Source organism: Flexivirga meconopsidis (genome assembly GCF_026162425.1).
Lineage (GTDB): Bacteria > Actinomycetota > Actinomycetes > Actinomycetales > Dermatophilaceae > Flexivirga > Flexivirga meconopsidis.
On the sequence record NZ_JAOBQJ010000005.1, the window covers coordinates 82,157 to 105,824 of the forward strand.

Here is a 23,668-nt window from a genome sequence, read left to right on the forward strand (position 1 = left end):
AGGGCGGTGTGATCCAGGTCATAGTTGACGAATGAACGATCCCCTCGGTCCCACTCCCACCCAGGCGGGCGTGGCGCCCGCCGAGACCGTCCCCGGCGCCGCCGCGTCGCGGCGCCGACCCTCGCGACGCGCGTTCATCGGGTATGTCGTGAGCGGCGCGACGCTGGTCACCGCCGCGCAATTCGCCCAGCCCGAGACGGCCGACGCCGCCATACCGTCGGTCCCGCAGATCCCGGAACTGTTCGACCTGGAGGACCTGGAGACGCAATCGGCGCTGCCGACCTCGGGCCTCATCACGATCACGATGGACGAGCAGGGCTACGCCAACTTCGCGCTGCCCCGGATGGAGGTCGGCCAGGGCATCACCACCTCGACCGCGATGATCATCGCCGAGGAGCTCGACCTGCCGGTGGACAAGGTGCGGGTCAGTCTTGCGCCGGCCCGGCCCGAACTGGTCTTCAACCAGCTGACCGGCGGGTCGAACACCACCAACTCGACCTTCACCCCGATCCGGGTCGCGGCGGCGACCGCCCGCGGCCGGCTGCTACAGGCCGCGGCCACTCAGCTCGGCGCCACGCTCTCCCAGCTGACCACCAAGGCCGGCGTGGTGCTGGGCCCGGGCGGAAAGTCGCTGACCTACGCCGAGCTCAGCATCAAGGCAGCCAGCCTGGTCGACCTCAAGGTCACGGTGACGTTGAAGCAATCGGCCGACTTCACGGTGATCGGCACACCCACAAAGCGGGTGGACGCCCGCGACATCGTCACCGGTGCGAAGAAGTTCGTCACCGACCTGGATGTCCCGGACGCACTGCCGACGATGGTGTGCCGGCCGCCCACTCTCAACGGCAAACCGGTCGCGCTGCGCAACCGCGAGCAGGTGCTGCGGATGCCCGGCGTCACCGACGTCGCCCAGGTCGACACCGGCATCGCCATACGCGCCAAGACGTTCGGGCAGTGCATCGACGCCGTCCGTGCAGTCCAGGCCGACTGGGCGGGCGGCCCGACAGCGAGCGAGAGCGACGACTCGATCCTCGCCGAGATCCGCCGGGCCGAGGTGCCGTTGGCAGTGCCGAAGCTCCCACTGCTCGCCGTCCAGCTCGACGCGAAGTTCGAGTTCATGTTCCGCAGCAGCGCGGCCCTTGAGCCCAACTGTGCCATCGCGGACGTGCGGGACGACTCGGCGACCGTCTGGGCCGGACTCAAGGCGCCGATCGTGGCGCAGGGCAACATCGCCAAGGCGGTCGGACTGCCGGTCAGCAAGGTGAAGGTCAACGTCGTCACCGGTGGCGGATCCTTCGGACACAAGCTGTTCGGCGACGCGGCCATCGAGGCCGCCAAGATCTCCAAGGCGATGCGCAAACCGGTGAAGTTGCTCTGGCACCGGGCGGACGAACCGCGCCAGGGCCGGGTGCACCCGATGGCGACCTCCCGGCTGCGCGCGACCATGCTGGCCGGCGAGGTGCTCACCTTCGAGCAGCGGCACACCAGCGTTGCGACCGACTTCAGCCACGGCCTCGGCGAGATGCTGGTCGCGACTGCCGCGAAGCTCCCGCCGGGGCTGGTCGGCGTCGGGCTGTCGCAGAGCATCTTTCTGCTCACCCAGGAGCTGCCCTACAACTTCGGCGTGGTCACCCAGCTGCTGAACGAGACCGACACCCGCTTCAACACCGGCAGCATGCGGGCGATCTACTCCCCCGACGTCGCCTGCGCCAACGAACTGTTCATCGACCTGCTCGCCAAGAAGGCCGGCAAGGACCCGCTCGCGTTCCGCCTGGCAAACCTCAAACAGGCCAATGTCAAGGCGGTGCTGCAGAAGGTCGCGCAGGTCGGCAACTGGGGCCGGCCGATGGCACCCGGGACCGCCCAGGGCATCGCGGTGCACCGTGAGTACAAGGGCGCCACCGCCTGCCTGGTCGAGATCGACTGCCGACCCGCGACCGTGAACCGCACGATCCGCGACGCGGTGACCGGGCCGCGGGTGACCAAGGTCGTGATGGCGGTCGACGCCGGGCTGGTGGTCAACCCGGAGGGCCTCAAGGCGCAAATGCTCGGCGGCGTCTCGGACGGCATCGGGCTGGCACTCACCAATAGTCTGCACCTGAAGGACGGCCACTTCCTCGAGGCGAGCTGGGACAACTACTTCTACACCCGGCAGTGGAACACGCCGCCGGAGTTCGAGTGCGTCGTGATGCCGTCCACCTCCAGCGAACCAGGCGGTGCCGGCGAGGCGGGCGTGCCCGCGTCGGTCGCGGCCGTCGCGTGCGCCTACGCGCGCGCCACCGGCAAGGTCCCGACCCGCTTCCCGATCAACCACGACACCTCGTCCTTCGAGGTGAAGTCGTTCGTGCCGCCGGTGCCGGAGTCGCCGACCGACGGCCTGTCCTACACCTTCTGAGAGGCGAGTACCCCATGACCAAGCGCTCTTTCGTGCTCAATGGCAAACAGGTCACCGTCGACGTCGAGGACGACGTTCGCGTGCTGTGGGTGCTGCGCGACGTACTCAAGGTCACCGGACCGAAGTACGGCTGCGGCATCAACGTCTGCAAGGCCTGCACGTCGCACATCAACGGCAAGGCGTTCAACCCCTGCTCGGTGCGGATCGCCGACATCAAGCCGACCGACCGGATCACCACCATCGAGGGACTGGCGGACACCGCGTCCGGCGAGCTGCACCCGATGCAGGAGGCCTGGCTGGAGCAGGACGTCGCCCAGTGCGGCTACTGCCAGCCCGGGCAGATCATGGCCGCGGTCGCCAAGGTCAACCAGGCCAAGGCGCAGGGCCGGACGATCTCCGACGCCGACCTGGACGAGATCCGCAACGTCTGCCGATGCGGCACCTACTTCCGGATCCGGCAGGCGATCAAATCCGGCGCGGCGAAGATGTGACGTCGCGTGCGTGAGCTCCTCCCGGTCCTGCTGGAGCACTGCCGGTCCGAACGCTCCGGCCCGGTCCTGGCGACCGTGGTCTCGACCTCTCGCTCGGCGCCTCGTCCGGCAGGCACCTCGATGGTCGTGCTGCCGGACGGGTCGGTGACCGGGTCGATCTCGAACGGCTGCCTCGACGCCGACGTTTACGAAACTGCCTGCGAGACAAGGACTTCCGGCATACCCACGACAAAACGGTATGGCGTGAGCGACGACCCGTTCGGCGTCGGTCTCAGTTGCGGCGGCAGCGTCGAGGTGTTCGTGCGGCGTCTCGGATCACGCGACCTGCCGTGGCTCACAGCAGCCGCGGAGGCGGTCGCCGACGGTCGCGCGTTCGCGGTGGCCACGGTGGTCGCCGCACCGGACCGGACCCGCATCGGGGACACCGTGCTGGTCGGGCCCGCACCCGAGGTCTGCGACGACCGAGTCACCCGATCGGCGCGTGCGCTGCTCGCGAGCGGGACGAGCGGCACGATGCGCCTGCCGGACAGCGGCGGCTGCCGCACGGTCTTCGTCCAGTCGGTGGCCCCGCCGCCCCGGATGATCATCTTCGGCTCCGGCGACTACGCGATCGCGCTCTCGCGCCAGAGTGCGCTGCTCGGTTATGCGGTGACCATCTGCGACGCCCGCCCGGTCTTCGCCGACGCCGCCCGGCTGCCCGATGCCGGCGACGTCATCGTGCAGTGGCCGCACACCTACCTGGCCGCCGAGGCCGCCGCGGGCCGGGTGGACGGCCGCACCGCGGTCGCGGTGCTGACGCACGACCCGAAGTTCGACGTGCCCGTGCTGCGCGTCGCGCTCGGCCTGCCCGAGGTCGGTTACATCGGCGTGCTCGGCTCCCGCCGCACCCATGAGGACCGCCTGGAGCGGCTGCGCGACGCCGGTGTGCCGCCCGAGCAGCTCGACCGGATGTGCAGCCCGATCGGGCTCGACCTCGGCGGAGTCACACCTGCCGAGCTCGCGGTCAGCGTGACGGCCGAGATGATCGCGCTGCGCACCGGGGCGAGCGGCGCTCGGCTGTCGCAGCTACCGGGCCCCATCCACCGGGCAAGCGCCACCGGATGACGGTCGCGGCGCTCATCCTCGCCGCGGGCGCCGGGCGGCGCATGGGTGCCCCCAAGGCGCTGATCCGGGACGCCGACGGTCGCTCCTGGGTGGAACGTGCCGTGCAGGTCGCCGCCGATGCGGGGTGCCGCTCCGTGGTGGTGGTGAGCGGTGCCGCCGGCGACCAGGTCGAGGCTCTGCTCGATGAGGCCGTGCTCAAGCAGGCCGGGGCCTGCGTCATACGGAATGAGCAGTGGGCGGCCGGGATGGGCGGTTCGCTGCGGGCGGGTCTCTCGGTGCTGCACGAGCGGCCGGGCGTGACCGCGGCGCTGGTCTGCCTGGTCGACCTGCCCGACGTCGGTGCGGACGTCCTGCGCCGGGTCGCACTCGGCGCGCGCCGCGACACCCTCTCCCGGGCGACGTATGGCGGCAGCCCCGGCCACCCGGTGCTGCTCGGCGCGGACCACTTCGCGCGGCTGCTGGCCTCGGACAGCACCGACGGGGCGGGTGGTTATCTGCGGGAGCACGGGGCGCGCGCGGTGGAGTGCGGCGACCTGGCGACCGGCCGGGACGCCGACACGGTGGCGCGGTTGCCGACCGGACACCGGCTGCCACGAGGGTGAAGGGTGGACGCAATGGAACGATGCGGGAACAGGCGACCACGGGTCGAGCGGCTGGTTTCCGCATGGAATCAAGGCATCCGCGAGGATGCCGAGGCCGACGACTGGGCCGATGACCCGTTGATCGGCACGTCTACGGAACCAAAGAAACGACCTCGAACACGTCTCACCGACGAGGAAGTGGACGCTATGCGAACAGCCCGCGCGCAGGGCGTGAGCGTGAACGCGCTGGCAAAGCAATTCGGTGTTCACCGGGGCACGGTGTGGGCGAAGACTCACTCCGCGCGATCCCGGAACGCCGCCTCGCGGTGATGGGGCAGCTTGTGTCGATTCGGCGTTCCCACGCCATTCGTCACCTGGCTGATCGTCGGACCTTTGGCTAGACTAGCGGCAGGCACACGATGGGCCTGCCGCTCGCGCCGAGGTAATCGGTTTGGTGAACACATCGAAATCACTCTGTTCAGCAGTTCTCGTGATCCTCACGGTGCTACGGACGGCAACGCGGGCACCGAACACTCACGGCATCGGGAAACGACGAACCCATGAACCTCACCACCGCAGACGCTAAAAGCGCAGCTCGCTCCCTCCGGCGCAGCCTCTCGGCTACCGGCATCACAATCGGCCACAGCCAGGCTCTCGAACTTGTCGCGCAGCAACTCGGCTTCGGAGACTGGAACACCGCTGCCGCAGCACTGAACACTGAGCGATCAGGATCGGGGCCAGCGGTGCCGGTGCTCCGCATCCAAGACGAGCAGCTTGCTCGAGACTTCTACCTCGACTACCTCGGCTTCGACACAGAGTGGGAGCACCGCTACGAGACGGGCTGGCCGCTCTACACGCGCATCCGACGCGGCGACACGGTGCTCGACCTCTCCGAACACCACGGCGACGGCACCCCAGGCACTGTCGTCTGGGTGCCCGTTCAGAACATTCGCGCGTTCCATGCCGAGGTGTCGGCGCGACCGCACCCGCGCCTCCGGCCGGGCATCGATCGCACCGCGCCGGGCGGACCCACAATGGAAGTCACCGACCCGTGGGGGAACGTGCTGCGCTTCTGCGAACCAGTCAGCTAGCGCTGGTCAGAGGTAGATGCACGAATTCAGCCACGTCTCGGTCCTACAAGCCTCGGTGCGGCCCATCCTGGTCCGTCTCCATATGAGTTACCTTGCGGTCATCCGTCGCCAGCCGATTCGTTGTGGTGCGCTCGACCGGAGCAAAAGTAACTCAGACCTGACCCGCAGCTTTGTGCGGATTTAGCCTATCGTGTCGCCGACTTGGGAATTGTCTGGAAGTTCAAGCCGGGGCTGGTGATATCGATTCGAGTGCGAAGAAGAGGCAACCAGGAGAGGTCGAGAAATGAGCGAAACCCTCAGGGTGCAACTCGTGGGCTTCCGGTTGCGGTTGCGGCTCGGTAATAGTCGCAACGCGGAACCCAGCAGCTGAGAAGGCATCGAGCATCTGCTGTAGCGACTTGCGCCAGAATCGCATCGGAACCCGCTGACCGCCGAACTCTCACTCGAACTCGTAACTGGTGTTCGCGAAGTAGTCTGGCCGAGGCTCCTGAATCGTGTAGGCCACGATGGGATGATCGACAGAGACGAACAGACCGCCTCCGGACACCAGGATGCGGCGCATCTCGATCAGAGGCGGTGTCCAGTCCTCCAAATAGTGCACAGCACCAGAGATGCGATACGTCGTCGAACGAACCGTCTTCGAACGGCAGCGGATCGTTCAGCTCGGCCAGGTATCACTCGACACCGTCACCGAGGCGTTGCCTTGCCAACGCGAGCATCCCGACACTCGGGTCGATGCTCGCGACGGTGGCACCACGAGTAGGGGCTGCCCGAGGTCGCCCGAAAGAATCGTGGAACCATCGCGGACGACGATCTTCTCACCGTCATACGCCGCTGGCTCCACCGGGCGCCGAAACATCCGTGTCCGCGCTATGAGAGCCCGAAACCCGGGCACGGTTTTCCGCTTCCGACGCCGATAGCGCCCACTACCGCGATGCCGGGCCGCGTGTTCGGCCGGAGATGAGCAGGCTGGCGGATCCTGCTGCGGTGATGAGGACACTCATCGCGATGAATGCTGCGTGATAGCCACCGGCAGCGGGCAAGACGGTGAGTGCGGCGAGGCCGATGGCTCCACCGAACTGCTTGCTGGTGTTCATGAGGCCGGAAGCGGCCCCGGCGTCGGCGCGCTCGACGCCACTGGTGACCGCCGTAGCCAAGGGGGTATTGAGCAGACCGCCCCCGATTCCGATGAGCAGTGACGGAGCAAGGAGTACCGCGAGGTCGCCGGAACCGAGCGCGGCGGCTTGGGCGGCGAATCCCGCCGCCGCGACCAACGCACCGCTGGCGGCGACAGCCCGCACGGAGAATCGGCGCAGTAGACGGGGTGCACCCCAGGCGCTGACCGCAAGCATGGTGACAGTGAGTGGGAGAAACGCTATCCCCGTCACGGCCGCCGAATAAGAGTGATCGCGTTGCAAAGTGAATGTGAGGAAGTACCAGATCGCGACTTGGAAGCAGGCTCCGGCCAGCAGCGTCGCTCCGTTGCCTGCGACGACCGCGCGATTGCGCCACAACCGCCACGGCACCAGAGGAACCCTCGCGCTGCGCTGTTGGCCGAGCAGCGCGAGCAGGAGCACGAGCGCGACCGTTCCCGCTATCACTGCAGTTCGGGGGTCACCACCCGGTTCCAGACTGGACACCGCCACGGCAGCGGCGGTGAAGACTCCGGTGACCAGTACCGCACCCAGCAGGTCGACGCAACCACGAGGCGTGGTGCCGCGCTTCCTGTTCAGCGCGAACGCGCCGACAGCGATAGCGATTCCGATGGGAAGATTGATGAGTAGCACTGCCCGCCAGGAGACATATTCAGTCAGCAGTCCGCTGAGCACGTTGCCCGCACCGCCACCGGCCAAGCTCGCGCCTGTCCATATCGCCACGGCCCGAATACGACTCGGTCCTTCGGGGAATGTCACCGTGAGCAAGGTAAACGTCGCCGGAGATGCCGCGGCCGCGCAGACTCCCTGAACCGCTCGCGCGGCGATCAGCACCGACCCATCGGGTGCGAGCCCGCCGCCGACGCTTGCCATCGTAAACACAACCACGCTCCACGCCAGCACACGCTCAGCACCGAATGCATCGGCCAGTCTCGCCCCGGCGAGCAGGGCACCGGCGAAGCCGACCGTATAGGCAAGGGCGACCCACGACGTGCCGACCTCACTCAGGCCCAGCTGAGCACGCGCGGAAGGCAACGCGACGTTCATCACCGAGGCATCGAGCACCACCAGCACCTGCGTCACGCAGGCCACCCACAGCACTGCCATACGCACACTACCCTCCCTTTTGATACGGTCGTATTATGATACGAATGTATCACGCGCGGTGCGAAGGGAGGGGCAGTGGACGAGGCAGCCAGAATCGACCAGATCGTCGGCGCGGTCGAGCGGATCGTCTCGCGCGAGGGCATCCAAGCCGTCTCGATGCGAGCCGTCGCAGCCGAGGCCGGGGTATCGCTGCGGCTGGTGCAGTACTACGGCAAGACCAAGCAGGAACTGCTCACCACAGCACTGCACCGCCTGTCCGAGCGCGCCGTGCAACACTGGCAAGCCTCGCTCGCAGTCTCGGATGACGACCCGTGCCACGCACTTCGCTCGTTCCTGATCTCGTCGCTACCGATCAATGAAGAACGTCGAGCTTTTCACCGCTTCGGTGTCTCGCTAGAACAGCTCGCCATCGGCGACGAGTCCGGCATCCGCGCCATCTACTCCGAGCATCTGAACGGCCTTGCCTCCGTGGTCGCGCCCAAGCTGTACGCCGTTACCGGACGGGGTGACTCCGACCTCGCCTATGAGCTCCTGGCATTCGCGCACGGACTCGGAAGCCTGGTCATGACGGACGCCCTCACCGAAGAACAGGCGAACGCACTCATCACCGGATATCTGAACCGGCTCGCCCCATAACCGTTAGCCATCCCGCACTGTCCATCTGCCCCATCCAGAGCAAGCTCCGTTCGGAGATCCCGGCCGCACCCCTGACTGAAGACCTACAACTGATGCACCCGAGCAACTTTCCCGGTACGAGCCTCGTTCTGCACCCTCGTTCTGCACCCCAAGCCATCTTCTACTTCCCTCAATTCTTCTGAATGGACAGGCGGGCAGACGGAGGCTACCGGCGGTAGATCGCGGCCCAACGGGAGACGACTCGCTCACAGGCTCAGACTGGGGCTGTCTCGGTTTGGTTCGGTGTGCGTGCCCGTCCGGTCAAGCGAGCCGCGTAGCTGCCGCTCGCGGTCGGTTGCGCGTTGCCGGGTCTGTTCTTCTGCCGTTGCCCGCTTCGCTTCGATCTGTGCGGCGGCTTCCTCGGGAGGCAGTGCGCGCAGATTCTCGGCTTCGCGGCGAGCTTCGGCTGCCTGGGTTTGTGCGTCGCTGGCTTCGCGCTCGGGGTGGATCAACCGTGCTCGTATCGAGTCGCGGCGCACGCGCTCAGCGCCTAGCTCTTGTGCGAGTAGTGCGAGGCGTTCGTGGTCGTGGCGATCTTTGAGTGCCGTTTTCTCTGACCGCGCATCAGTGAGAGCGTCGGCAGTGTCGAGTACGCGCGGGTCGTCCTCGGCGCGCCGCTCGGCGGCGGTGGTCGCCCACTCGGTGAGCGTGTCGCTGTTTCGTGGTGGTGCACCCCAGGTGTCGCGCACCCGCTCCCGTGTCGTGCGGGTGTGCTCGGTCGCGGCTTGGTGCTCCTTGCGTGCCTTGCGTCGCCCGAATCTTCCGACCGTTGCCAGACGCTCTGATGCGGCACTCTCATTGGCAACTGCAGTGAGGTAGGCTCCGGCATCCTCGGTCGCTTGCGGTTTCAATGCTGCCGCGACCTCGGTTCGGGCCTCTGCTGCGCGCGCCTCGGCTGCGCGGATCGTCTCTCTGCTCTGCTCGTCCTCCGCTCGGTGGGTGGCCTGCTGGTGGTCGAGGCGTTCCGCAACCCGATCCCAGTTCTCGGCCTTTCGTTCAGCACGGTCGGCTTCGCGCATGAGCCGGGCAAGCTCATCGTTGACGAACTTCACGAGGCCACGCACCACCTCTGCCGCACGCTCGGTAGCGTCTGCGAGTCCTCGGTCTGCGCGGTCGCGTTCCATTGCTTCGATGAACTGTGCCCGTGCGTCGGCCATGTCCTCAGCGACGAAATGCAGGGTGTTCTCGTTTCGGCCTCGGGTCATGCCGACATAGACCGCCGCGCCGCCGATCTGCTCACCAAGCACGGTGTGCGCGGCGGGCACAGTCACGCCCTGCACCCCGTAAGCGGTGGCGGCATAGGACAGGTGGGCGTGCTCGCGCACATACTCTGCGGGCAGACGCAGGGAGTGTTCGCGTTTGCGGTCGCTATGCGCGTCGCGCACCCAGAGCGAACCATCTTGCTCGACGTGCTGCACAATCCACTGCTGCCGATTCGCCACCCCCAGGTCAGTGCGGTTCTTGCGGGTCTGGATCAAGTCACCGCACCCGATGCTGAGGCCGTCGCTGCCCGTGGTGGTCACGGCGCGGTCTACGTCGCCCTGCGCGATCCGCTCATCTCGGATACGGTCATTCAACTGTGCCGCTTCATCGTTCGATGCGACCGTGACAGCCTCTCCGTCGCGCCTGCTGGTGGCGAGATGTGCGTGCAGCTTGTCGGTGTCGGCATGTAGCCGGATCAGCCCAAGTTCTTGCAGTCGGTCGAATACTTCGTCGGGGTTGTGGCGGTCGCGCATCTGCACCGTGACCTCGGCATAGGTGGGGTCTGTGAAGCGGTGTACTTCGGCCATGTCGAACGTGCGGCCCCGCAGTTGCGCAGCCATATCGAGCACGCCGCCCCTGCCGACTGCGGGCAGTTGCGCGCGATCCCCGACGAGCGCGAGCGTTGCGCCCGTCTCCGCTGCAACGGTGAACAGTGCAAGGGCGGTGTCTTGATCGAGCATTCCCGCCTCGTCAACGACGATCCGCTCACCACGACGCAACTGTGCGGTTTGTGGCGGGCCGGTGTAGGTTGCGCCCGTCACCGGGTCGGTATCGCCGGATGCAAGGCGTGTCCATACGCCGTCCTCGTTCCACCGCCACCCGTGCGCGTAGACGAGCGAGGCGACCGACTCTGCGGGCACGCCGAGTTCCTGATGCGCGACCTCAGCGGCGCGCTTCGTCGGCGCAACCACCCGCACACTCCCGCCGCGTTCGTCGGTGGCGCGGATCGCGGTGGCGAGCATCGTCGTCTTGCCCGCGCCCGCTGCTCCCTCCACGATCACCAGCGGATCAGTCGAGGCGACGGCTGCGGCGGCCTCAAGTTGCCCAGGGTCAAGCTGCTGCCCGAGCGCTGCCGCGTGCTCACGCACATCAGCGTGCTCCGGCTCCTGCTCGGGTACTCGTGCGCTGATGTGATCGCGCAGCTCCGTCTCGACTTGCACCACCCGCAAGCTCGTCAGGTGCGCCACATGCTCCGGTGTAGCGGTATCGGGCGGGAGGATCGAGAAGCAATCCTCAACCGCCAACGCGGTCGCAACCGCGATCAACTCCCGCAACTCCTGCGGGGTGCCACGCACACCAGCCTCGGTAATGATCCGGGTTGCGTGCTCCTGCACGGTGTGGCGAGTCCACGCCGACCCACCGGCAGCACACCGATCCAGCGCACGCGACGCAACCTGTTGCACGGAGAGGTCATCCGTCACTACCGGCACCGGTGCTGGTCGGCGCGCCAGGTGTTCGGGGTCGTAGCCGGCTTCGCGGAGTTCGGTGCGCCAGGCTACTTCTTCCCTCAAGCTGGTGGGCTTCTTTGCGGGCCGCTCGTGCGCCCACGCCTTCGCCCGCAGCCGCGACGAGACAACCGGCCCCATCGTCTCGCCCGGATGCGCAGCCTCCCACTCGGCTTCGAGGCGCTCCAAGTTCTTCTCCACTTGCTCGCCACGCTTCGACATGACCGCGTTGAACGGCTCAAGCTCGGTGACTTCGCCAGTCACCGGGTCAAGAGTGAGACCATGCCGATCAAGCACCGCCGCAAGCTGAGGATTGGCGGCGATCACAGCAGTACCGAGGGCACGAATCGCACCCTGCTGCTTGAACAGGGCGGCGGTGTCGAGGCCACGCCACTTCCCCGCTGCAAAGACACGGTTACCAATCTGCATGTGGATATGCCGATGCGGGTCACCTGCACGCGAGGTGCGGTGCGTGATGCCAACAACGTGCATACTCTCGATAGGCACGACCTCCTGCGCGCCCAGCGAACCGACACGAGTGACGGAGTGCTGGGCGAGCCAGCGGCGAATCTCCGCCAGCGCACCCTGCTGCGCCGTATCCAATGCCTCCGACACTTCCGGGTGCAGTGCGGCAGCGATCGACAAGCTCTTGGGGGTGTTGATGACCATTTCCATAAACCGGGGCGAGGCTTGCCGATCCGACCCCGCACGGCGAGGTCTGCCCATCTGTTCCGCGGTCAGCGGGTTCATCCAATCCACCCAGCCCGCATACGCAGCAGGATCAAGACTCAACTCGGCAGACACCGTGCCGTCACTATCGAGCGCCGCGAACTGCGCGACAGTCGCCTCCGCCCCCAGATAGTAGTCGTCAGCACGAGCACGGTCAGCCTCGACATACCGCAGCGCGTCAGCCCCGGTGCCCCGGAACGGGATCACGCCGCCACGCATCTCGACCGCCACCCTTCATTACCTCGTCACTAACTGGCGTATCTGCCACTACCTAAGTTAGCATATGTCCATTCAGAAGAACAGAGGCAAGAACCAGGGAGGTGCTGGGAGCAGGCGGCGGGATGCGGAAGCGCGGCGGCGTGTGGCGAGGGCGCGCTCGGAGGGTTCAGCGAAAGGGGCGCGGTGCGGTGTCAGTCAGGGCAGATGCGGTGGTCGTGACGCAGCGCCGTGCGGGCAGTTCACTCGCGTCCACCCGGCTGGGCGCGAGATGATGGAATGCATGTCGTCTCTCTCGGTCCCACTGACCGGACTACTCCCCGAGGCCTCGGCGTGGTCGCCCGTCACGGATGGCGAGTCCGGCGCGAGCACGCTGCGGCACAGCTCCGGGGGCCGGTTCGCCAAGATAGTCTCCGCTGCCGCCGTGAGCACGCTAGAGGCTGAGCGCGATCGGATTGAGTGGCTTTCGGGCACCGGAATCCCCGGCCCCAGGGTGCTCGACTGGCGCGCCACCGAGCACCGCGCCGCCCTCATCACCAGTGCAGTCGCGGGCGTCCCGGCTGTCCGGCTCGATCCGGCCCAGCTCGCGCAGGCTTGGCCGTCGATCACCGACACCCTGCATCGACTGCACAACCTGCCTGTCAGCACATGCCCATACAGCAGGACACTGGACGAGATGATGGCGCTGGCGCGAACGACAGTCGCCGAGAACCGCGTCCACGCTGAGTTCCTTCCCCAGCACCTCATCGACACCCCGCCGACTGTGATCCTCGACGGCCTGGAACGCGACCTCCGGTTGCGTCGAAAACAGGAAGCCACCGATGCGGTGGTCTGCCACGGAGACTTCTGCCTCCCCAACATCCTTGTAGACCCCGATACCTCGCTTGTCGCCGGGATCATCGACCTCGGGCGTCTTGGGCGTGCTGATCCCTACGCCGACATTGCGCTGCTGCTGGCGAACGCCCGCGAGACCTGGCCCGATGAACGCACCGCCCGCCAAGCGGATCACGACTTCGCCTCCCGGTACGGCATCACCCTCGACCGTGACCGCCTGGACTTCTACCTCAGACTCGACCCGCTGACCTGGTAATAACTGGTAGTCAGGCCGCCGACGGAAGCTCTTACCCGGCGCGGCCTCGCCTGCCGGGTGGGAGGAGGCCTTTACGGCGTGCGCGGGCGACCCAGCCCTGCGCGGTCGAGAGGGGCACGCGGCTAAGGTCAGCCATGCGTGCGGTCGGGTTTGGCTCGCCGTCATCTACGAGGCGGGCGTGCTGCAAGGCGACGACTTCGTAAAAGTCTGGGGTGCGTTTCGGGTTCCCCAACGGCTTCATCACGTCCTCAGCACGCAGGGTGCGACCAGAGGGCATGGTCATGGTGCCGCCAGTGAAACGGCTGGCTCCGGTGACAGCGAACTGGCGGCGGTTGATCGCCGCCTCGATCCGCGAGGTCGGCAGGTTGCGCAGCATCGGGCTTGCCACCGAGTCACCCGCCCACTCGGGCAGGTAGACGATCCCGGTGATTCGCACCTCGCCCTTGGGTTCCTCATCTAGCAGGTACTGGCGTTGCAGACGCAGCAGCACGCGCGTGTTCGACTCGACGTGCTGGATCAAGAACCAACGCCCCGTGTCGGTGTTGTTGTGACTAGAGTGCAGTCGCCGATCCTGACCCGGTACGGGATCGACCCACTGCTCGTAACGCAACGCATGGTCGATCTGGGAACTGTCGCGGTCGGGGTCGATAGGCGAGGCATCGGGCATCTGCCAACCCGCAGGCAGGTCTGCGGGCACCAGCAGGTCGATGCGCTCCAAGTCCTCGATCATGCCCTCATCCTACCGGAAACCCACCCCAATCTCACGCAATAGCCAATACGCCATGATTGTGTTACCGTTGACGCTACTGGCGTACCTGCTGTTCCGTGAGTTAGAGATGAGTGATCCGGCCCGATCTACCCAAGTTGAGCGACCGCGACGCGCGTCGCGGGTCACGGGTGTGCTCGGGTCGGGCGCTCGGAATGATCCGGGGCAGTTGCGTCTGCGGGTTACGCGGCGGACGGAGCCGGAGATGCGCAAGTTGGTGGAGTGGGTGCTGAACATCGCCCAGACCCGCTACGACGCGCACCAGGCTGGGGAACCAGACCCCTATGACCTCCCGCTACCCGACGACCTGGCCATTGATACATCTGGCAGCAACGCAGATAGTCAGCGGACAATGGAGGTCGAGCACCATCGAAGGAGCACCGCATGAGCACCACGACCGCTTCCACACTCGCCCCGGCAAGCACGATCGGCAGCCGTGCCAGCGACGTGCCGGTGCTGCTTGCCGTCTCTTACTTGCGGGTGTCTACTCGTGAGCAGGCTGAGCGCGGCGGTACAGACGAGGGGTTCTCAATCCCCGCGCAGCGTGAAGCGAACCAGCGCAAAGCTGACGAACTCGGGGCGCGCATCGTTCACGAGTTCATCGACGCCGGGGAATCGGCGCGATCTGCTGATCGTGATGGGTTGCAGGAGATGCTGGCGTTCATTGCCGCGTCGCGGGTCACGTTCTGTATCGTGCATAAGCTCGACCGGCTCGCTCGCAACCGTGCCGATGACGTGAAGATTCAAGAAGCACTGCTCGCAGCGGGCGTCACACTCGTGTCAGCGACCGAGTCGATCGACCAGACACCCTCGGGGATGCTCGTGCATGGGATCATGTCGAGTATTGCGGAGTTCTACAGCCGAAACCTCGCCACCGAAGTATCCAAAGGCTTATCGCAGAAGATCGCCCAAGGCGGCACCCCGATGCGCGCGCCCATCGGATACCTCAACGTTCGCACGACGGACGATAATGGCCGTGAAGTCAGGACAGTGGAAGTCGATGCCGAGCGCGCACCACTGATCCGGTGGGCATTCGAACGCTATGCCGAGGGCGAGACTTCGGTGACGGGGCTGCTGCGCGACCTCACCGCGCGTGGACTGGTATCGGTGCCGACACCGAAGCGCCCCGCGAAACAGCTAGGGAAGAACAGCCTGTATAGGGTACTGACGAACCCGTACTACGCGGGTGTGATCCGCTACAAAGGTGCCCTGTATCCAGGCGCGCACGAACCACTCATCGAGCCTGCTCTATTCGATCAAGTGCAGTCGCTCCTGAAAGCGCGCACCGCGAAACAGACACGGCACGTCCAGCACGCCCACCATCTCAAAGGCCTGTTGCATTGCGGCACCTGCGGGTCACGCATGTTGCTCGATTTCGCGACCAACCCGCGCGGCACCACCTACGCCTACTTCATCTGCTCCGGCAGAGCCGCAAAGAAGACCAGTTGCACCAGGCGGGCGGTGCCTGTCGCGGTCGCTGAACGCCTCGTCGCTGACTCCTACGCAAACATCACCATCAGCGACCAGACCTACCGTGATCTCGCTGCCCAAGTGGATGCGGCGTTCGATAAACGCATGACTGGCCGCGACCAAGAAATCGCCGACCTCATGGCGAACCGCCAGAAACTCGAAGCAGAAAGTGACAAACTGCTGGCCGCGCACTTCGCCGACGCGATCGACCTATCTACTCTGAAACGACACCAAGACCGCATCCGAGCAGGTCTGGCAGACGTGAACCAGCGGCTTACTGAGCACGACAAGCACCACACCGGCGGCAGGGCATTCCTCCACGACAGCCTGCGGCTACTCACTGACGCGCACCGTGCTTATGCCCGATCCGGTGACGCGGATCGGCGGCTCGCGAACCAAGCCTTCTACGCCCGCCTCGACATCACCGACGACGAGCAGCTACGCCCTAAGCTCGCTGAACCATTCGCCACGATCATCCGCGAAAGCAGCGAAGAAGACGATGACGACGCAGGCGCGGGGCATGAGCGAGGGGGCAGAAACGACTTACGGGAACAACCCACATCTTCCGATGTCGCCTGTTCCCGTAAGACACTTTTGGTGGGCCCGGCCGGTCTCGAACCGACGACCACCGCGGTGTAAACGCGGTGCTCTACCAACTGAGCTACAGGCCCTCGCACGACCGGACGGTCACGCGGCGCGGCACATTCTGCCAGGTCGCGCGCTACTCGACACCGAGCCTCCCGGCCAGGTCGCGCAAAACTCGACCCTCGGCAGACCGACGCGCCGGGAAACGCGTCTTTTTCGGCGCGTTCGTATGCCGAGGGTCGACTTTTGCCGGCCAGGACGCGCGTGGCCCGGCCGGTCAGAGCGCCGCGAGCGCGTCCCGGTAGCCGGCGAAGTCACGCGCCTGCCCGGGCCCGTTGACCTGTGACCAGACGACCTTGCCGTCGGTGCCGACCAGGAAGGTTCCGCGGATCGCCATACCGGAGTCGGCGTCGAAGACCCCGTAGTCGCTCGCGACTGCACCGTGCGGCCAGAAGTCGGACAGCAACCCGAAGGTGTAGCCCTCGGCGTCGGCCCAGGCGCGCAGCGTGAACATCGGGTCGCAGGAGATCGCCAGCACCTGCGCCGCGCCCTCGCCGGTGTAACCGGCGAGGTCGTCGCGGATCGAGCACAGCTCGCCGGTGCAGATGCCGCTCCACGCGAAGGGGTAGAAGACCAGCAGGACCGGTCCCTGCCGGAGTTGCTCGGCGAGGGTGATCTCCTCGCCGTTCTGATTGCGCAGGGTGAAGTCGGGTGCGGTGTCGCCGACCGCGACGGACGTGTCGCTCATCGCTGCTTGGCCACCCCGCCCTGCACGAGCTTGGTGGCGATCCACTCGTCGCCGGCGCGGGTCGACGTGCCGGCGTTGAGCCCGGCCGTCTGCGCCGCCTCCGAGATGTCGCTCGCGTCGACGTGGTCGGGGTGCCCGGCACCCGGCACGAGGAGTACGACGAAACCCTTGTCCGCCAGGTTGGTCAGAGCGTCGACGCAGTCGTCGATGAGATCGCCATCGCCGTCGCGCCACCAGAGCACGACCGCGTCGACCACCCCGTCGTAGTCCTCGTCCTCCAGGCCGGAGCCGATCGTGTCCTCGATCTGGGTGCGAACGGCGTCATCGACGTCCTCGTCCCACCCGAGCTCCTGCACCACCTGGTCGTTCTCGAAGCCGAGCCTTTCCGCCAGTCCCGTGTTCGGGGCCTCAGTTGCCATGGCCGTAGTTCACTAGGATCGGGCGGGGTTTGCAACCGGAGCCGGTCATTTCGCCGCGTGGTGGACGGTGGGATGACGGTGGGATCAGGCGCCGATCTTCGGATCGCTGACCGATGCGCGGCCGGTCTCGACCCGCCCGGCCACCTGCCGGCCCCAGGTGTCGTCGCCGTCGACGGTGATCGTCAGGTCATACCAGCCCTGCGTGCTGCCGGTCGAGGTGACGACCTGGGTCCGCTTGCCCGCGGGGGTGTGCCGTCGTACGTCCTTGGTGTGGCCGTAGTTGTCGCGCACCCGCACGGTCAGCGCCCGCTCGGCCGGGCCGGTGACCTGCACGATCAGCCGTCCCACGCCGTTGCCCTCCTGGCGCACCTGCACCTGCGGCTCACTGCCGGAGCCGCCCGTGAGCCGCTGCCAGAACCCGCCGGGGCCGTGCACCTGCACGTCGTATGACGCGGCGACCGGCCACGACGCGGTCAGCTCCCGGCCGGCCTCGACCGTGTAGCTGAACGGCGCACCCGCGACGTCGTTCGACCGCACCTGGAAGTGCGCACCCAGCGTCCCGTCGTTTCGGAAGGTCGCGTGCAGGCGGTCACCGACCCGCTGCGCGTCCACGGCGAGCCGGTAGCCCAGCGGACGCGAGGGCCGGGTGCCGGACTCCTGGCGCGGCACCGTGCCGCCACGAGGGGTCGGCGGCACGTAACTCGGGTGCCGGCTGTCGTCGTCCGGTTTGGTCTGTGCCGGAAGGGATTTCGCGGTCCCCGTGCCACTGAAGTCGAACGCGGCGGTCAGGTCGCCGCACACCGCGCGCCGCCACGGGCTGATCTGCGGCTCGTGCACGCCGAAGCGGCGCTCCAGGAAGCGAATGATCGAGGTGTGGTCGAAGGTCTCCGAGCAGACCCAGCCACCGACGCTCCACGGCGAGACGACCAACATCGGCACCCGCTGCCCCAGACCGTATGGCGCGGGCTGCCCGTTGCCGCCCGGGTAACCCTCGAACTGCGTGCTGACCGTCGAATCCCCTTGCAAACCGGACACGTTCGCGTAGGGCGGGACGACATGGTCGAAGTAGCCGTCGTTCTCGTCGTAGGTGATGAACAAGGCCGTGCGGCGCCATACCTCGGGATCGGAGGTGAGCGCGTCGAGCACCTGCGAGACGTACCACTCGCCATACTGCACCGGCCAGTTCGGGTGCTCGCTGAACGCCTCGGGTGCGGCGATCCAGGAGACCTGGGGCAGCTTGCCGCCCTGCACGTCGGCACGCAGCTGGTCGAAATAGCCCTCACCCGCCTTGGCGTTCGTGCCCGTGCGCGCCTTCTCAAAAAGCGGGCTGCCGGGAGCGGCGTTGCGGTAGGCGTCGAAGTAGAGCAGCGAGTTGTCGCCGTAGTTGCCGATGTAGGCGTCGTCCACCCAGCCCCACGACCCGGCGGCGTCCAGTCCGGTGCCGATGTCCTGGTAGACCTTCCACGAAACCCCAGCGCTCTCAAGGCGTTCGGGGTAGGTCTTCCAGCCGTAGCCGGCCTCGGCGTTGTCGATCACCGGGCCGCCGCCCTTGCCGTCGTTGCCGACCCAGCCGGTCCACATGTAGTAGCGGTTCGGATCTGTCGGTCCCATCAGCGAGCAGTGGTAGGCATCGCAGATCGTGAACGCGTCGGCCAGCGCGTAGTGGAACGGCATGTCGCCGCGTCGCATGTGCGTCATCGTGACGCCGCTCTTGGCCTGGACCCACCGGTCGTAGCGACCACCGGCGAAGGCGTCGTGGCCGCCGTTCCACGAGTGGTCGAGCCCTTCCAGGAACTTCGTGCCGTAGTTGTCGACGTCGGGCCGGAAAGGCACGACGACGCCGGCCGCGTCCTGCTGCTCCCAGACCGGGCGACCGCTTGGCAGCAGCGCCGCCCGCGGGTCGTCGAAGCCACGCACCCCGCGCAGCGTGCCGAAGTAATGATCGAAGGACCGGTTCTCCTGCATCAGGATCACCACGTGCTCGACGTCGGCGAGCGATCCACTCCCCCGGTATGCCGGGATGGCCGCGGCTCGCGCCACGCTCTGGGTCAGGGCGGTCGCGGCAGCCGTAGCTCCGGCGATCTGGAGGAACCGGCGGCGATCGAGATCAGGCACGGGAAAGCCTTTCACTGGCAGGGGTGTTCGGGCCATCTGCCAGCGTGCCCCTCTCACGGTCATCCGGGGGTGAAGGGCAGGCAAAGATTCGGTTTAGCTCGGGTCGCCCGTCGACGAGGCACCGAAGGTCGCAGGCGCCGGCGCATGGCTGAAGACCGGCCCTTCGTCGGGTTCGCGCCGTCCCATGATGTTGAAGAGCAGGTTGAGCAGCACCGCCACGATCGCCGTTGAGGTGATGCCCGAATCGAAGATGGTCTGGAACCAGTCCGGCATCTTGGCGTAGAGGTCCGGCTGCACGATCGGCGCCATGCCGAAGCCGAGCGAGCAGGCGACCACCACGATGTTGGCGTTGCCGGAGAAGTCCACTTCCCGCAGAGTCCGTATGCCGGAGGCCGCGACCGTGCCGAAGAGCACCAGTCCGGCGCCGCCCAGCACCGGCAGCGGCACCGCGGCGACGACCGCGCCGAGCACGGGGAAGAGCCCGAGCAGCACCAGGATGCCGCCGCCGACGGCGACGACATACCGGCTGCGGATGCCGGTGATCGCGACCAGCCCGACGTTCTGCGCGAACGCGCTCAGCGAGAACCCGTTGAAGACCCCGGCGATCGCGGTGGAGATCGTGTCGGCCCGGATGCCCGCGGTGACCGTGTCACGGTCGGCCGGCTTCCCGGTCACCTGGCCGAGCGCGAGGATGTCGGCGGTCGCCTCGGTCATGATCACCAGCATCACGATGATCATCGAGACGATCGCACTGATCGTGAAGGTCGGCGCGCCGAAGTGGAACGGCGTCGGCACCTGGAAGACCCGGGCGTCGTTGATCGCGTCGACGTGTGCCATCCCGAGCGGGAGCGCGACCAGGGTGCCGACCACCAGGCCGAGCAGGATCGCGATGCGGCCGAAGAAGCCGGGCAGGAAGCGGTAGATCAGCACCACGATCGCGAGCGTCAGCAACGCCATGCCGAGGTTCTTCGGTGCGCCGAAGTCCTTCGCGCCGACCCCGCCGGCCGCCCACTGCACGCCGACCGGCACCAGCGACAGGCCGATCATGGTGATCACCGACCCGGTCACGACCTCCGGGAAGAAGTGCAGCAGCCGGGTGAAGAACGGAGCCACCAGGAAGCCGACGACCCCGGCGACGATCAGCGAGCCGTAGATCGCCTGCAGTCCCTTGTGCCCGCCGCCCGCCGCGGCACCGACCGACAGCATCGTCGAGACGGCCACGAAGGAGGTGCCTTGCACGATCGGCTGCCGGGCCCCGATCCGCCATACGCCGAGCGTCTGCAGCAGCGTCGCGAAGCCCGACATGAGCAGCGCTGCCGACACCAGGTAGATGGTGTCGGCGGCGCCGAGCTTGAGCGCGCCCGCGACGATCAACGGGACGGCCACCACCCCGGCGTACATCGACAGCACGTGCTGCAGTCCGTAGAGGACGGACTGCAGCAACGGCATGGTCTGGTCGACCGGATGACGTTCGGGCGCGCGAACAGTCATGATTACCAGGCCTGTCCGGGGTCGTAGGCGGCGGTCATGTCGACCTCGTCGGACCGTTTGATGGTCGCCTCGATGAGGCCGTAGGGGCGGTCGGCGGCGTGGTGCACCTCGTTGTTGTTCTCCAGCCCGAAGTGGCTGAGGTCGATCACGAAGTGGTGCTTGTTCGGGCAGCTGAAGCGCACCTCGGCGATGCTCGGCGCGGCGTCCAGCACCGCCGTGCCCATCTCCCACAGGGTGTGCTGCAGGGCATAGCTGTATGCCGCGGCGAAGCTGCCGGTGATCGCGTCCAGGACGGAGTCGAAGGACTTGTCCCAGTCGACGTCGGTCGCGTCGTGCGCCCACTGTGCGGTGACCGCTGTCGCCATGATCCGGTCGTTGGTCGGCTGCAGGGTGGTGTACTTGTCCTGGTAGAAGCCGTGGAACTCCGAGTCGGTCGTCTTCAGCACGGTCAGGTCCTTGAGGCCGCTCACCACGGTCGACTCGCCCTCCGACCGGGTGACGGTCACGGTGCGCACATAGTCGCCGTTCTTGACGAACGCGTGCGGGTGATTGTGGGCGCGCTGCCACGGGAACGCCTCGATGTTGACCCGGACGCGCTCGACCTGCGGCACCTTGGCGAAGTGCTCGGCGAGGGCGAGGCCAAAGGACTCCGGCTGCCGCACCGCCTCGCCGGCCTCCTTGGCGAAGGCGTTGACGGTGTTCTTGCAGGCGTCGGTGGTCAGCACCTTCGCCTGATCGCCGGTGATGTGGGCGTCGTCGAAATCGCCTGTCAACGCGACGGATACGTTGTAGTCGACGATGTCGTGGGGCGCATTGGGGTCGTCGCGGAAAACCCGCACGACGTGCACTTGCGCCTTGCCGTACTGGTTGTGCCCGAGGACGTAGGACATGTGGAGATCAGCTCCCTCGATAGGTGGAGAACGCGAACGGACTCAGTAGCAACGGCACGTGGTAGTGCCGCTCTTCGTCGACGACGAAGGTGATCGCCACCTCGGGATAGAAGGCCCGGACCCCGGCCCGCTCGAAGAACGCGCCGGTGGCGAAGACGATGCGGTGCTCGCCCGGCGCGAGGCCGTTCGGCACCAGGGCGGTGACTCGCCCGTCATCGTCGGTGACCCCGGATCCGATGGTTTCCCAATCGTTTCCGGAGGCAGTGCGGGTGTGCACCTCGACGGCGATGCCGGGCGCGGGTGCGCCCCGGACGGCGTCGAGCACATGGGTGGACAGCGATGACGTCATGCCGGGAAGGCTCCCTCGAGTCGCAGGGTCGTGATCTGGCGCAATTGCTCGCGCACCTCGGCGACCTCGGTCTCGGGGTTGTTGCCGAGTCGGCGACGCAACTCCCCCAGCATCTCCTGCGGGGTGCGCCCTGCGGCACGGATCAGGAAGACGCGGTCGAATTTGCTTTCGTAGTCGGCGCTTCCGCGCAGGATCGCCTCGGAGACGTCGGCATCGGCATCGGCCATCGACGCCTGTTCCGATCGCGACAGGGTCGCTGCGGCTCCGTCGCCGCGCACCCGGTCGCCGATGCGCGGATGGCCGGCGAGCGCCTCGGCGAGATCTGCCTCGGTGAGACCGGCGAACGCCGCGTCGGATGCCTGGAGCAGAGCGGTGCGTGCGTCATACGGACGGCGGGCGGCGACCTCGTGCGCCCATCGGCGACTGCCGCAGAGCGGGAGCAACCCGGCCACGACGGTCGTCAACGGCTGGTCGTTGAACTCGTCCCACGACTTCCATCTAATGGAATTTGCGTTCCGCATTCAGGAATAGTCGATGCTATCGCTTCCCGCTGTCAAGGGATTCGCGGGATTTCTCGAAGCACAAACGCTCCGCCCGGGACGCGAGGCCGGTCAGGCGCTCGCGAGTTCGGTCGCGAGCCGGTCGGCCACGGTGCGCAGCACCGGGATCGCCCTGCGCTGCAGGTCGTCGGTCATCCGCGACACCGGCCCGGAGATCGACACCGCGAGCTGCGTGGTCGCGCTCGGCACCGGAGCGGCCAGGCACACCACACCGTCCTCCATCTCACTGCGGTCGTGCGCGATCCCCTCGGCGCGCACGGTCGCAAGCTCCGCGACGAAGGCGTCGGGATCGGTGATCGTGGTCGCCGTCATCGACGGCATGCCGACCCGGCCGAGGATGCCGCGCACCTGGTCGTCGGGCAGCTGAGACAGCAGCGCCTTGCCGGCCGCACGGCAGTGCGGGTGCACGTGCTCGCCGAGCTGGGTGAACATCCGCATGGCGTGCGGGGACGGCGCCTGCCCGACATACACGAGCAGGTCGCCGTCGAGCGCCGCGAGATTGGCGGTCTCCCCCAACTGGTCGACGACCGAGGCGAGCGCGGCGCTGCTCTGCGAGCCGAAGACGTCGCGGGCGCTGTTGCCGAGCGGGATCAGCCGGGAGCCGAGCGCGTAACGCCGGTCGGGCAGCTGCCGCAGATAGGAGCGGTCGACCAGGGTGCGCACGATGCGGTGAATGGTCGGCATCGGCAGTCCCGACTTGGCACTCATCTCGACCAGCGCCATCCGGCCGCCGGCCGCGTCGATCAGCTCCAGGATGTCGAGCGCGCGCCCGACCGACTGCACCCCGCCGGCCGATTTCGCCGCTGTGCCGGAACGCTCCGCTGCCATGACTCTCCTTGGACGTGTCCGGCCGAAGCCTGACATGGAATTGAAACTCCATGATACGAAATAACCCGCACGCAGGTCCCGTCCGCCGACGGCCCGTGCCCCATCC

19 protein-coding genes and 1 tRNA gene are annotated in these 23,668 nt (G+C 67.0%); 8 read left to right on the top strand and 12 right to left on the bottom strand.

The window, feature by feature from the left end:
• Window positions 1-31 precede the first annotated feature (31 nt).
• From N2M23_RS16880 to N2M23_RS16900, 5 genes are all read left to right on the top strand, one after another.
• Complete coding sequence (locus N2M23_RS16880; protein WP_265447107.1) at window positions 32-2,395, top strand: molybdopterin cofactor-binding domain-containing protein; 2,364 nt, start codon at window positions 32-34, stop codon at window positions 2,393-2,395.
• Between the two features lie 14 nt (window positions 2,396-2,409).
• Window positions 2,410-2,886 (top strand): (2Fe-2S)-binding protein, encoded by a 477-nt coding sequence (locus N2M23_RS16885; protein ID WP_265447108.1) that lies wholly within the window; start codon window positions 2,410-2,412, stop codon window positions 2,884-2,886.
• A 6-nt stretch (window positions 2,887-2,892) separates the two neighbouring features.
• The gene (locus N2M23_RS16890) at window positions 2,893-3,990 is read left to right on the top strand and encodes an XdhC family protein (protein WP_265447109.1); all 1,098 of its coding nucleotides are present in this window, start codon (window positions 2,893-2,895) and stop codon (window positions 3,988-3,990) included.
• Complete coding sequence (locus tag N2M23_RS16895; RefSeq protein ID WP_265447111.1) at window positions 3,987-4,592, top strand: nucleotidyltransferase family protein; 606 nt, start codon at window positions 3,987-3,989, stop codon at window positions 4,590-4,592. Before N2M23_RS16890 ends, N2M23_RS16895 begins: the two co-directional genes overlap by 4 nt.
• 539 nt (window positions 4,593-5,131) lie before the next feature.
• A complete protein-coding gene (locus N2M23_RS16900) occupies window positions 5,132-5,662 on the top strand; it encodes a glyoxalase superfamily protein (protein ID WP_265447112.1) in 531 nt (176 codons plus the stop codon).
• 926 nt (window positions 5,663-6,588) lie between these two features.
• Here N2M23_RS16900 and N2M23_RS16905 read toward each other — a convergent pair.
• Window positions 6,589-7,899 carry an MFS transporter gene (locus tag N2M23_RS16905; protein WP_265447113.1) on the bottom strand — a complete coding sequence of 437 codons (1,311 nt, stop codon included), beginning with the start codon at window positions 7,897-7,899 and terminating at the stop codon, window positions 6,589-6,591.
• Window positions 7,900-7,998: 99 nt separating this feature from the next.
• On the opposite strand from N2M23_RS16905, the gene N2M23_RS16910 reads away from it, so the two are divergent.
• The gene (locus tag N2M23_RS16910) at window positions 7,999-8,559 is read left to right on the top strand and encodes a TetR/AcrR family transcriptional regulator (RefSeq protein ID WP_265447114.1); all 561 of its coding nucleotides are present in this window, start codon (window positions 7,999-8,001) and stop codon (window positions 8,557-8,559) included.
• A gap of 245 nt (window positions 8,560-8,804) precedes the next feature.
• Here N2M23_RS16910 and mobF read toward each other — a convergent pair whose 3' ends face one another.
• Window positions 8,805-12,266 carry a MobF family relaxase gene (gene mobF / locus N2M23_RS16915; RefSeq protein ID WP_265447115.1) on the bottom strand — a complete coding sequence of 1,154 codons (3,462 nt, stop codon included), beginning with the start codon at window positions 12,264-12,266 and terminating at the stop codon, window positions 8,805-8,807.
• 268 nt (window positions 12,267-12,534) lie between these two features.
• On the opposite strand from mobF, the gene N2M23_RS16920 reads away from it, so the two are divergent.
• The gene (locus N2M23_RS16920) at window positions 12,535-13,341 is read left to right on the top strand and encodes an APH(3'') family aminoglycoside O-phosphotransferase (protein ID WP_265447116.1); all 807 of its coding nucleotides are present in this window, start codon (window positions 12,535-12,537) and stop codon (window positions 13,339-13,341) included.
• A gap of 31 nt (window positions 13,342-13,372) precedes the next feature.
• Here the strand turns inward: N2M23_RS16920 and N2M23_RS16925 are convergent, their stop codons facing one another.
• Window positions 13,373-14,071, bottom strand: coding sequence for a hypothetical protein (locus tag N2M23_RS16925; protein ID WP_265447117.1), 699 nt, complete (start codon window positions 14,069-14,071; stop codon window positions 13,373-13,375).
• A 420-nt stretch (window positions 14,072-14,491) separates the two neighbouring features.
• Between N2M23_RS16925 and N2M23_RS16930 the strand changes: the two genes are divergently transcribed.
• Window positions 14,492-16,216, top strand: coding sequence for a recombinase family protein (locus N2M23_RS16930; RefSeq protein ID WP_265447770.1), 1,725 nt, complete (start codon window positions 14,492-14,494; stop codon window positions 16,214-16,216).
• Here N2M23_RS16930 and N2M23_RS16935 read toward each other — a convergent pair.
• From N2M23_RS16935 to N2M23_RS16975, 9 genes are all read right to left on the bottom strand, one after another.
• Window positions 16,173-16,248 (bottom strand) — tRNA-Val (locus tag N2M23_RS16935). The genes N2M23_RS16930 and N2M23_RS16935 overlap by 44 nt on opposite strands.
• A gap of 191 nt (window positions 16,249-16,439) precedes the next feature.
• The gene (locus N2M23_RS16940) at window positions 16,440-16,910 is read right to left on the bottom strand and encodes a peroxiredoxin (RefSeq protein WP_265447118.1); all 471 of its coding nucleotides are present in this window, start codon (window positions 16,908-16,910) and stop codon (window positions 16,440-16,442) included.
• A complete protein-coding gene (locus N2M23_RS16945) occupies window positions 16,907-17,329 on the bottom strand; it encodes a DUF3052 domain-containing protein (RefSeq protein ID WP_265447119.1) in 423 nt (140 codons plus the stop codon). Before N2M23_RS16945 ends, N2M23_RS16940 begins: the two co-directional genes overlap by 4 nt.
• A gap of 84 nt (window positions 17,330-17,413) precedes the next feature.
• Window positions 17,414-19,444, bottom strand: coding sequence for a phosphocholine-specific phospholipase C (locus N2M23_RS16950; protein WP_265447120.1), 2,031 nt, complete (start codon window positions 19,442-19,444; stop codon window positions 17,414-17,416).
• Between the two features lie 93 nt (window positions 19,445-19,537).
• A complete protein-coding gene (locus N2M23_RS16955; RefSeq protein WP_265447121.1) occupies window positions 19,538-20,935 on the bottom strand; it encodes a nucleobase:cation symporter-2 family protein in 1,398 nt (465 codons plus the stop codon).
• A 2-nt stretch (window positions 20,936-20,937) separates the two neighbouring features.
• Entirely contained in the window at window positions 20,938-21,825 is an 888-nt protein-coding gene (pucL, locus tag N2M23_RS16960) for a factor-independent urate hydroxylase (protein WP_265447122.1), read from the bottom strand.
• 7 nt (window positions 21,826-21,832) lie between these two features.
• On the bottom strand, window positions 21,833-22,174 hold the full coding sequence (gene uraH / locus N2M23_RS16965; RefSeq protein ID WP_265447123.1) for a hydroxyisourate hydrolase: 342 nt from the start codon (window positions 22,172-22,174) through the stop codon (window positions 21,833-21,835).
• Window positions 22,171-22,695, bottom strand: coding sequence for a 2-oxo-4-hydroxy-4-carboxy-5-ureidoimidazoline decarboxylase (uraD, locus tag N2M23_RS16970; RefSeq protein WP_265447124.1), 525 nt, complete (start codon window positions 22,693-22,695; stop codon window positions 22,171-22,173). Before uraD ends, uraH begins: the two co-directional genes overlap by 4 nt.
• Window positions 22,696-22,785: 90 nt before the next feature.
• A complete protein-coding gene (locus N2M23_RS16975; protein ID WP_265447125.1) occupies window positions 22,786-23,562 on the bottom strand; it encodes an IclR family transcriptional regulator in 777 nt (258 codons plus the stop codon).
• Window positions 23,563-23,668: the final 106 nt, after the last annotated feature.

Excerpts from the sequence above, each read along its gene's own strand:
- N2M23_RS16955 (WP_265447121.1), bottom strand. The coding sequence starts at position 20,935 with ATGACTGTTCGCGCGCCCGAACGTCATCCGGTCGACCAGACCATGCCG.
- N2M23_RS16920 (WP_265447116.1), top strand. The coding sequence starts at position 12,535 with ATGTCGTCTCTCTCGGTCCCACTGACCGGACTACTCCCCGAGGCCTCG.
- uraD (WP_265447124.1), bottom strand. The coding sequence starts at position 22,695 with ATGCGGAACGCAAATTCCATTAGATGGAAGTCGTGGGACGAGTTCAAC.
- N2M23_RS16900 (WP_265447112.1), top strand. The coding sequence starts at position 5,132 with ATGAACCTCACCACCGCAGACGCTAAAAGCGCAGCTCGCTCCCTCCGG.
- N2M23_RS16940 (WP_265447118.1), bottom strand. The coding sequence starts at position 16,910 with ATGAGCGACACGTCCGTCGCGGTCGGCGACACCGCACCCGACTTCACC.
- N2M23_RS16930 (WP_265447770.1), top strand. The coding sequence starts at position 14,492 with ATGAGCACCACGACCGCTTCCACACTCGCCCCGGCAAGCACGATCGGC.
- N2M23_RS16880 (WP_265447107.1), top strand. The coding sequence starts at position 32 with ATGAACGATCCCCTCGGTCCCACTCCCACCCAGGCGGGCGTGGCGCCC.
- N2M23_RS16925 (WP_265447117.1), bottom strand. The coding sequence starts at position 14,071 with ATGATCGAGGACTTGGAGCGCATCGACCTGCTGGTGCCCGCAGACCTG.
- uraH (WP_265447123.1), bottom strand. The coding sequence starts at position 22,174 with ATGACGTCATCGCTGTCCACCCATGTGCTCGACGCCGTCCGGGGCGCA.
- pucL (WP_265447122.1), bottom strand. The coding sequence starts at position 21,825 with ATGTCCTACGTCCTCGGGCACAACCAGTACGGCAAGGCGCAAGTGCAC.
- N2M23_RS16895 (WP_265447111.1), top strand. The coding sequence starts at position 3,987 with ATGACGGTCGCGGCGCTCATCCTCGCCGCGGGCGCCGGGCGGCGCATG.
- N2M23_RS16885 (WP_265447108.1), top strand. The coding sequence starts at position 2,410 with ATGACCAAGCGCTCTTTCGTGCTCAATGGCAAACAGGTCACCGTCGAC.
- N2M23_RS16945 (WP_265447119.1), bottom strand. The coding sequence starts at position 17,329 with ATGGCAACTGAGGCCCCGAACACGGGACTGGCGGAAAGGCTCGGCTTC.
- N2M23_RS16975 (WP_265447125.1), bottom strand. The coding sequence starts at position 23,562 with ATGGCAGCGGAGCGTTCCGGCACAGCGGCGAAATCGGCCGGCGGGGTG.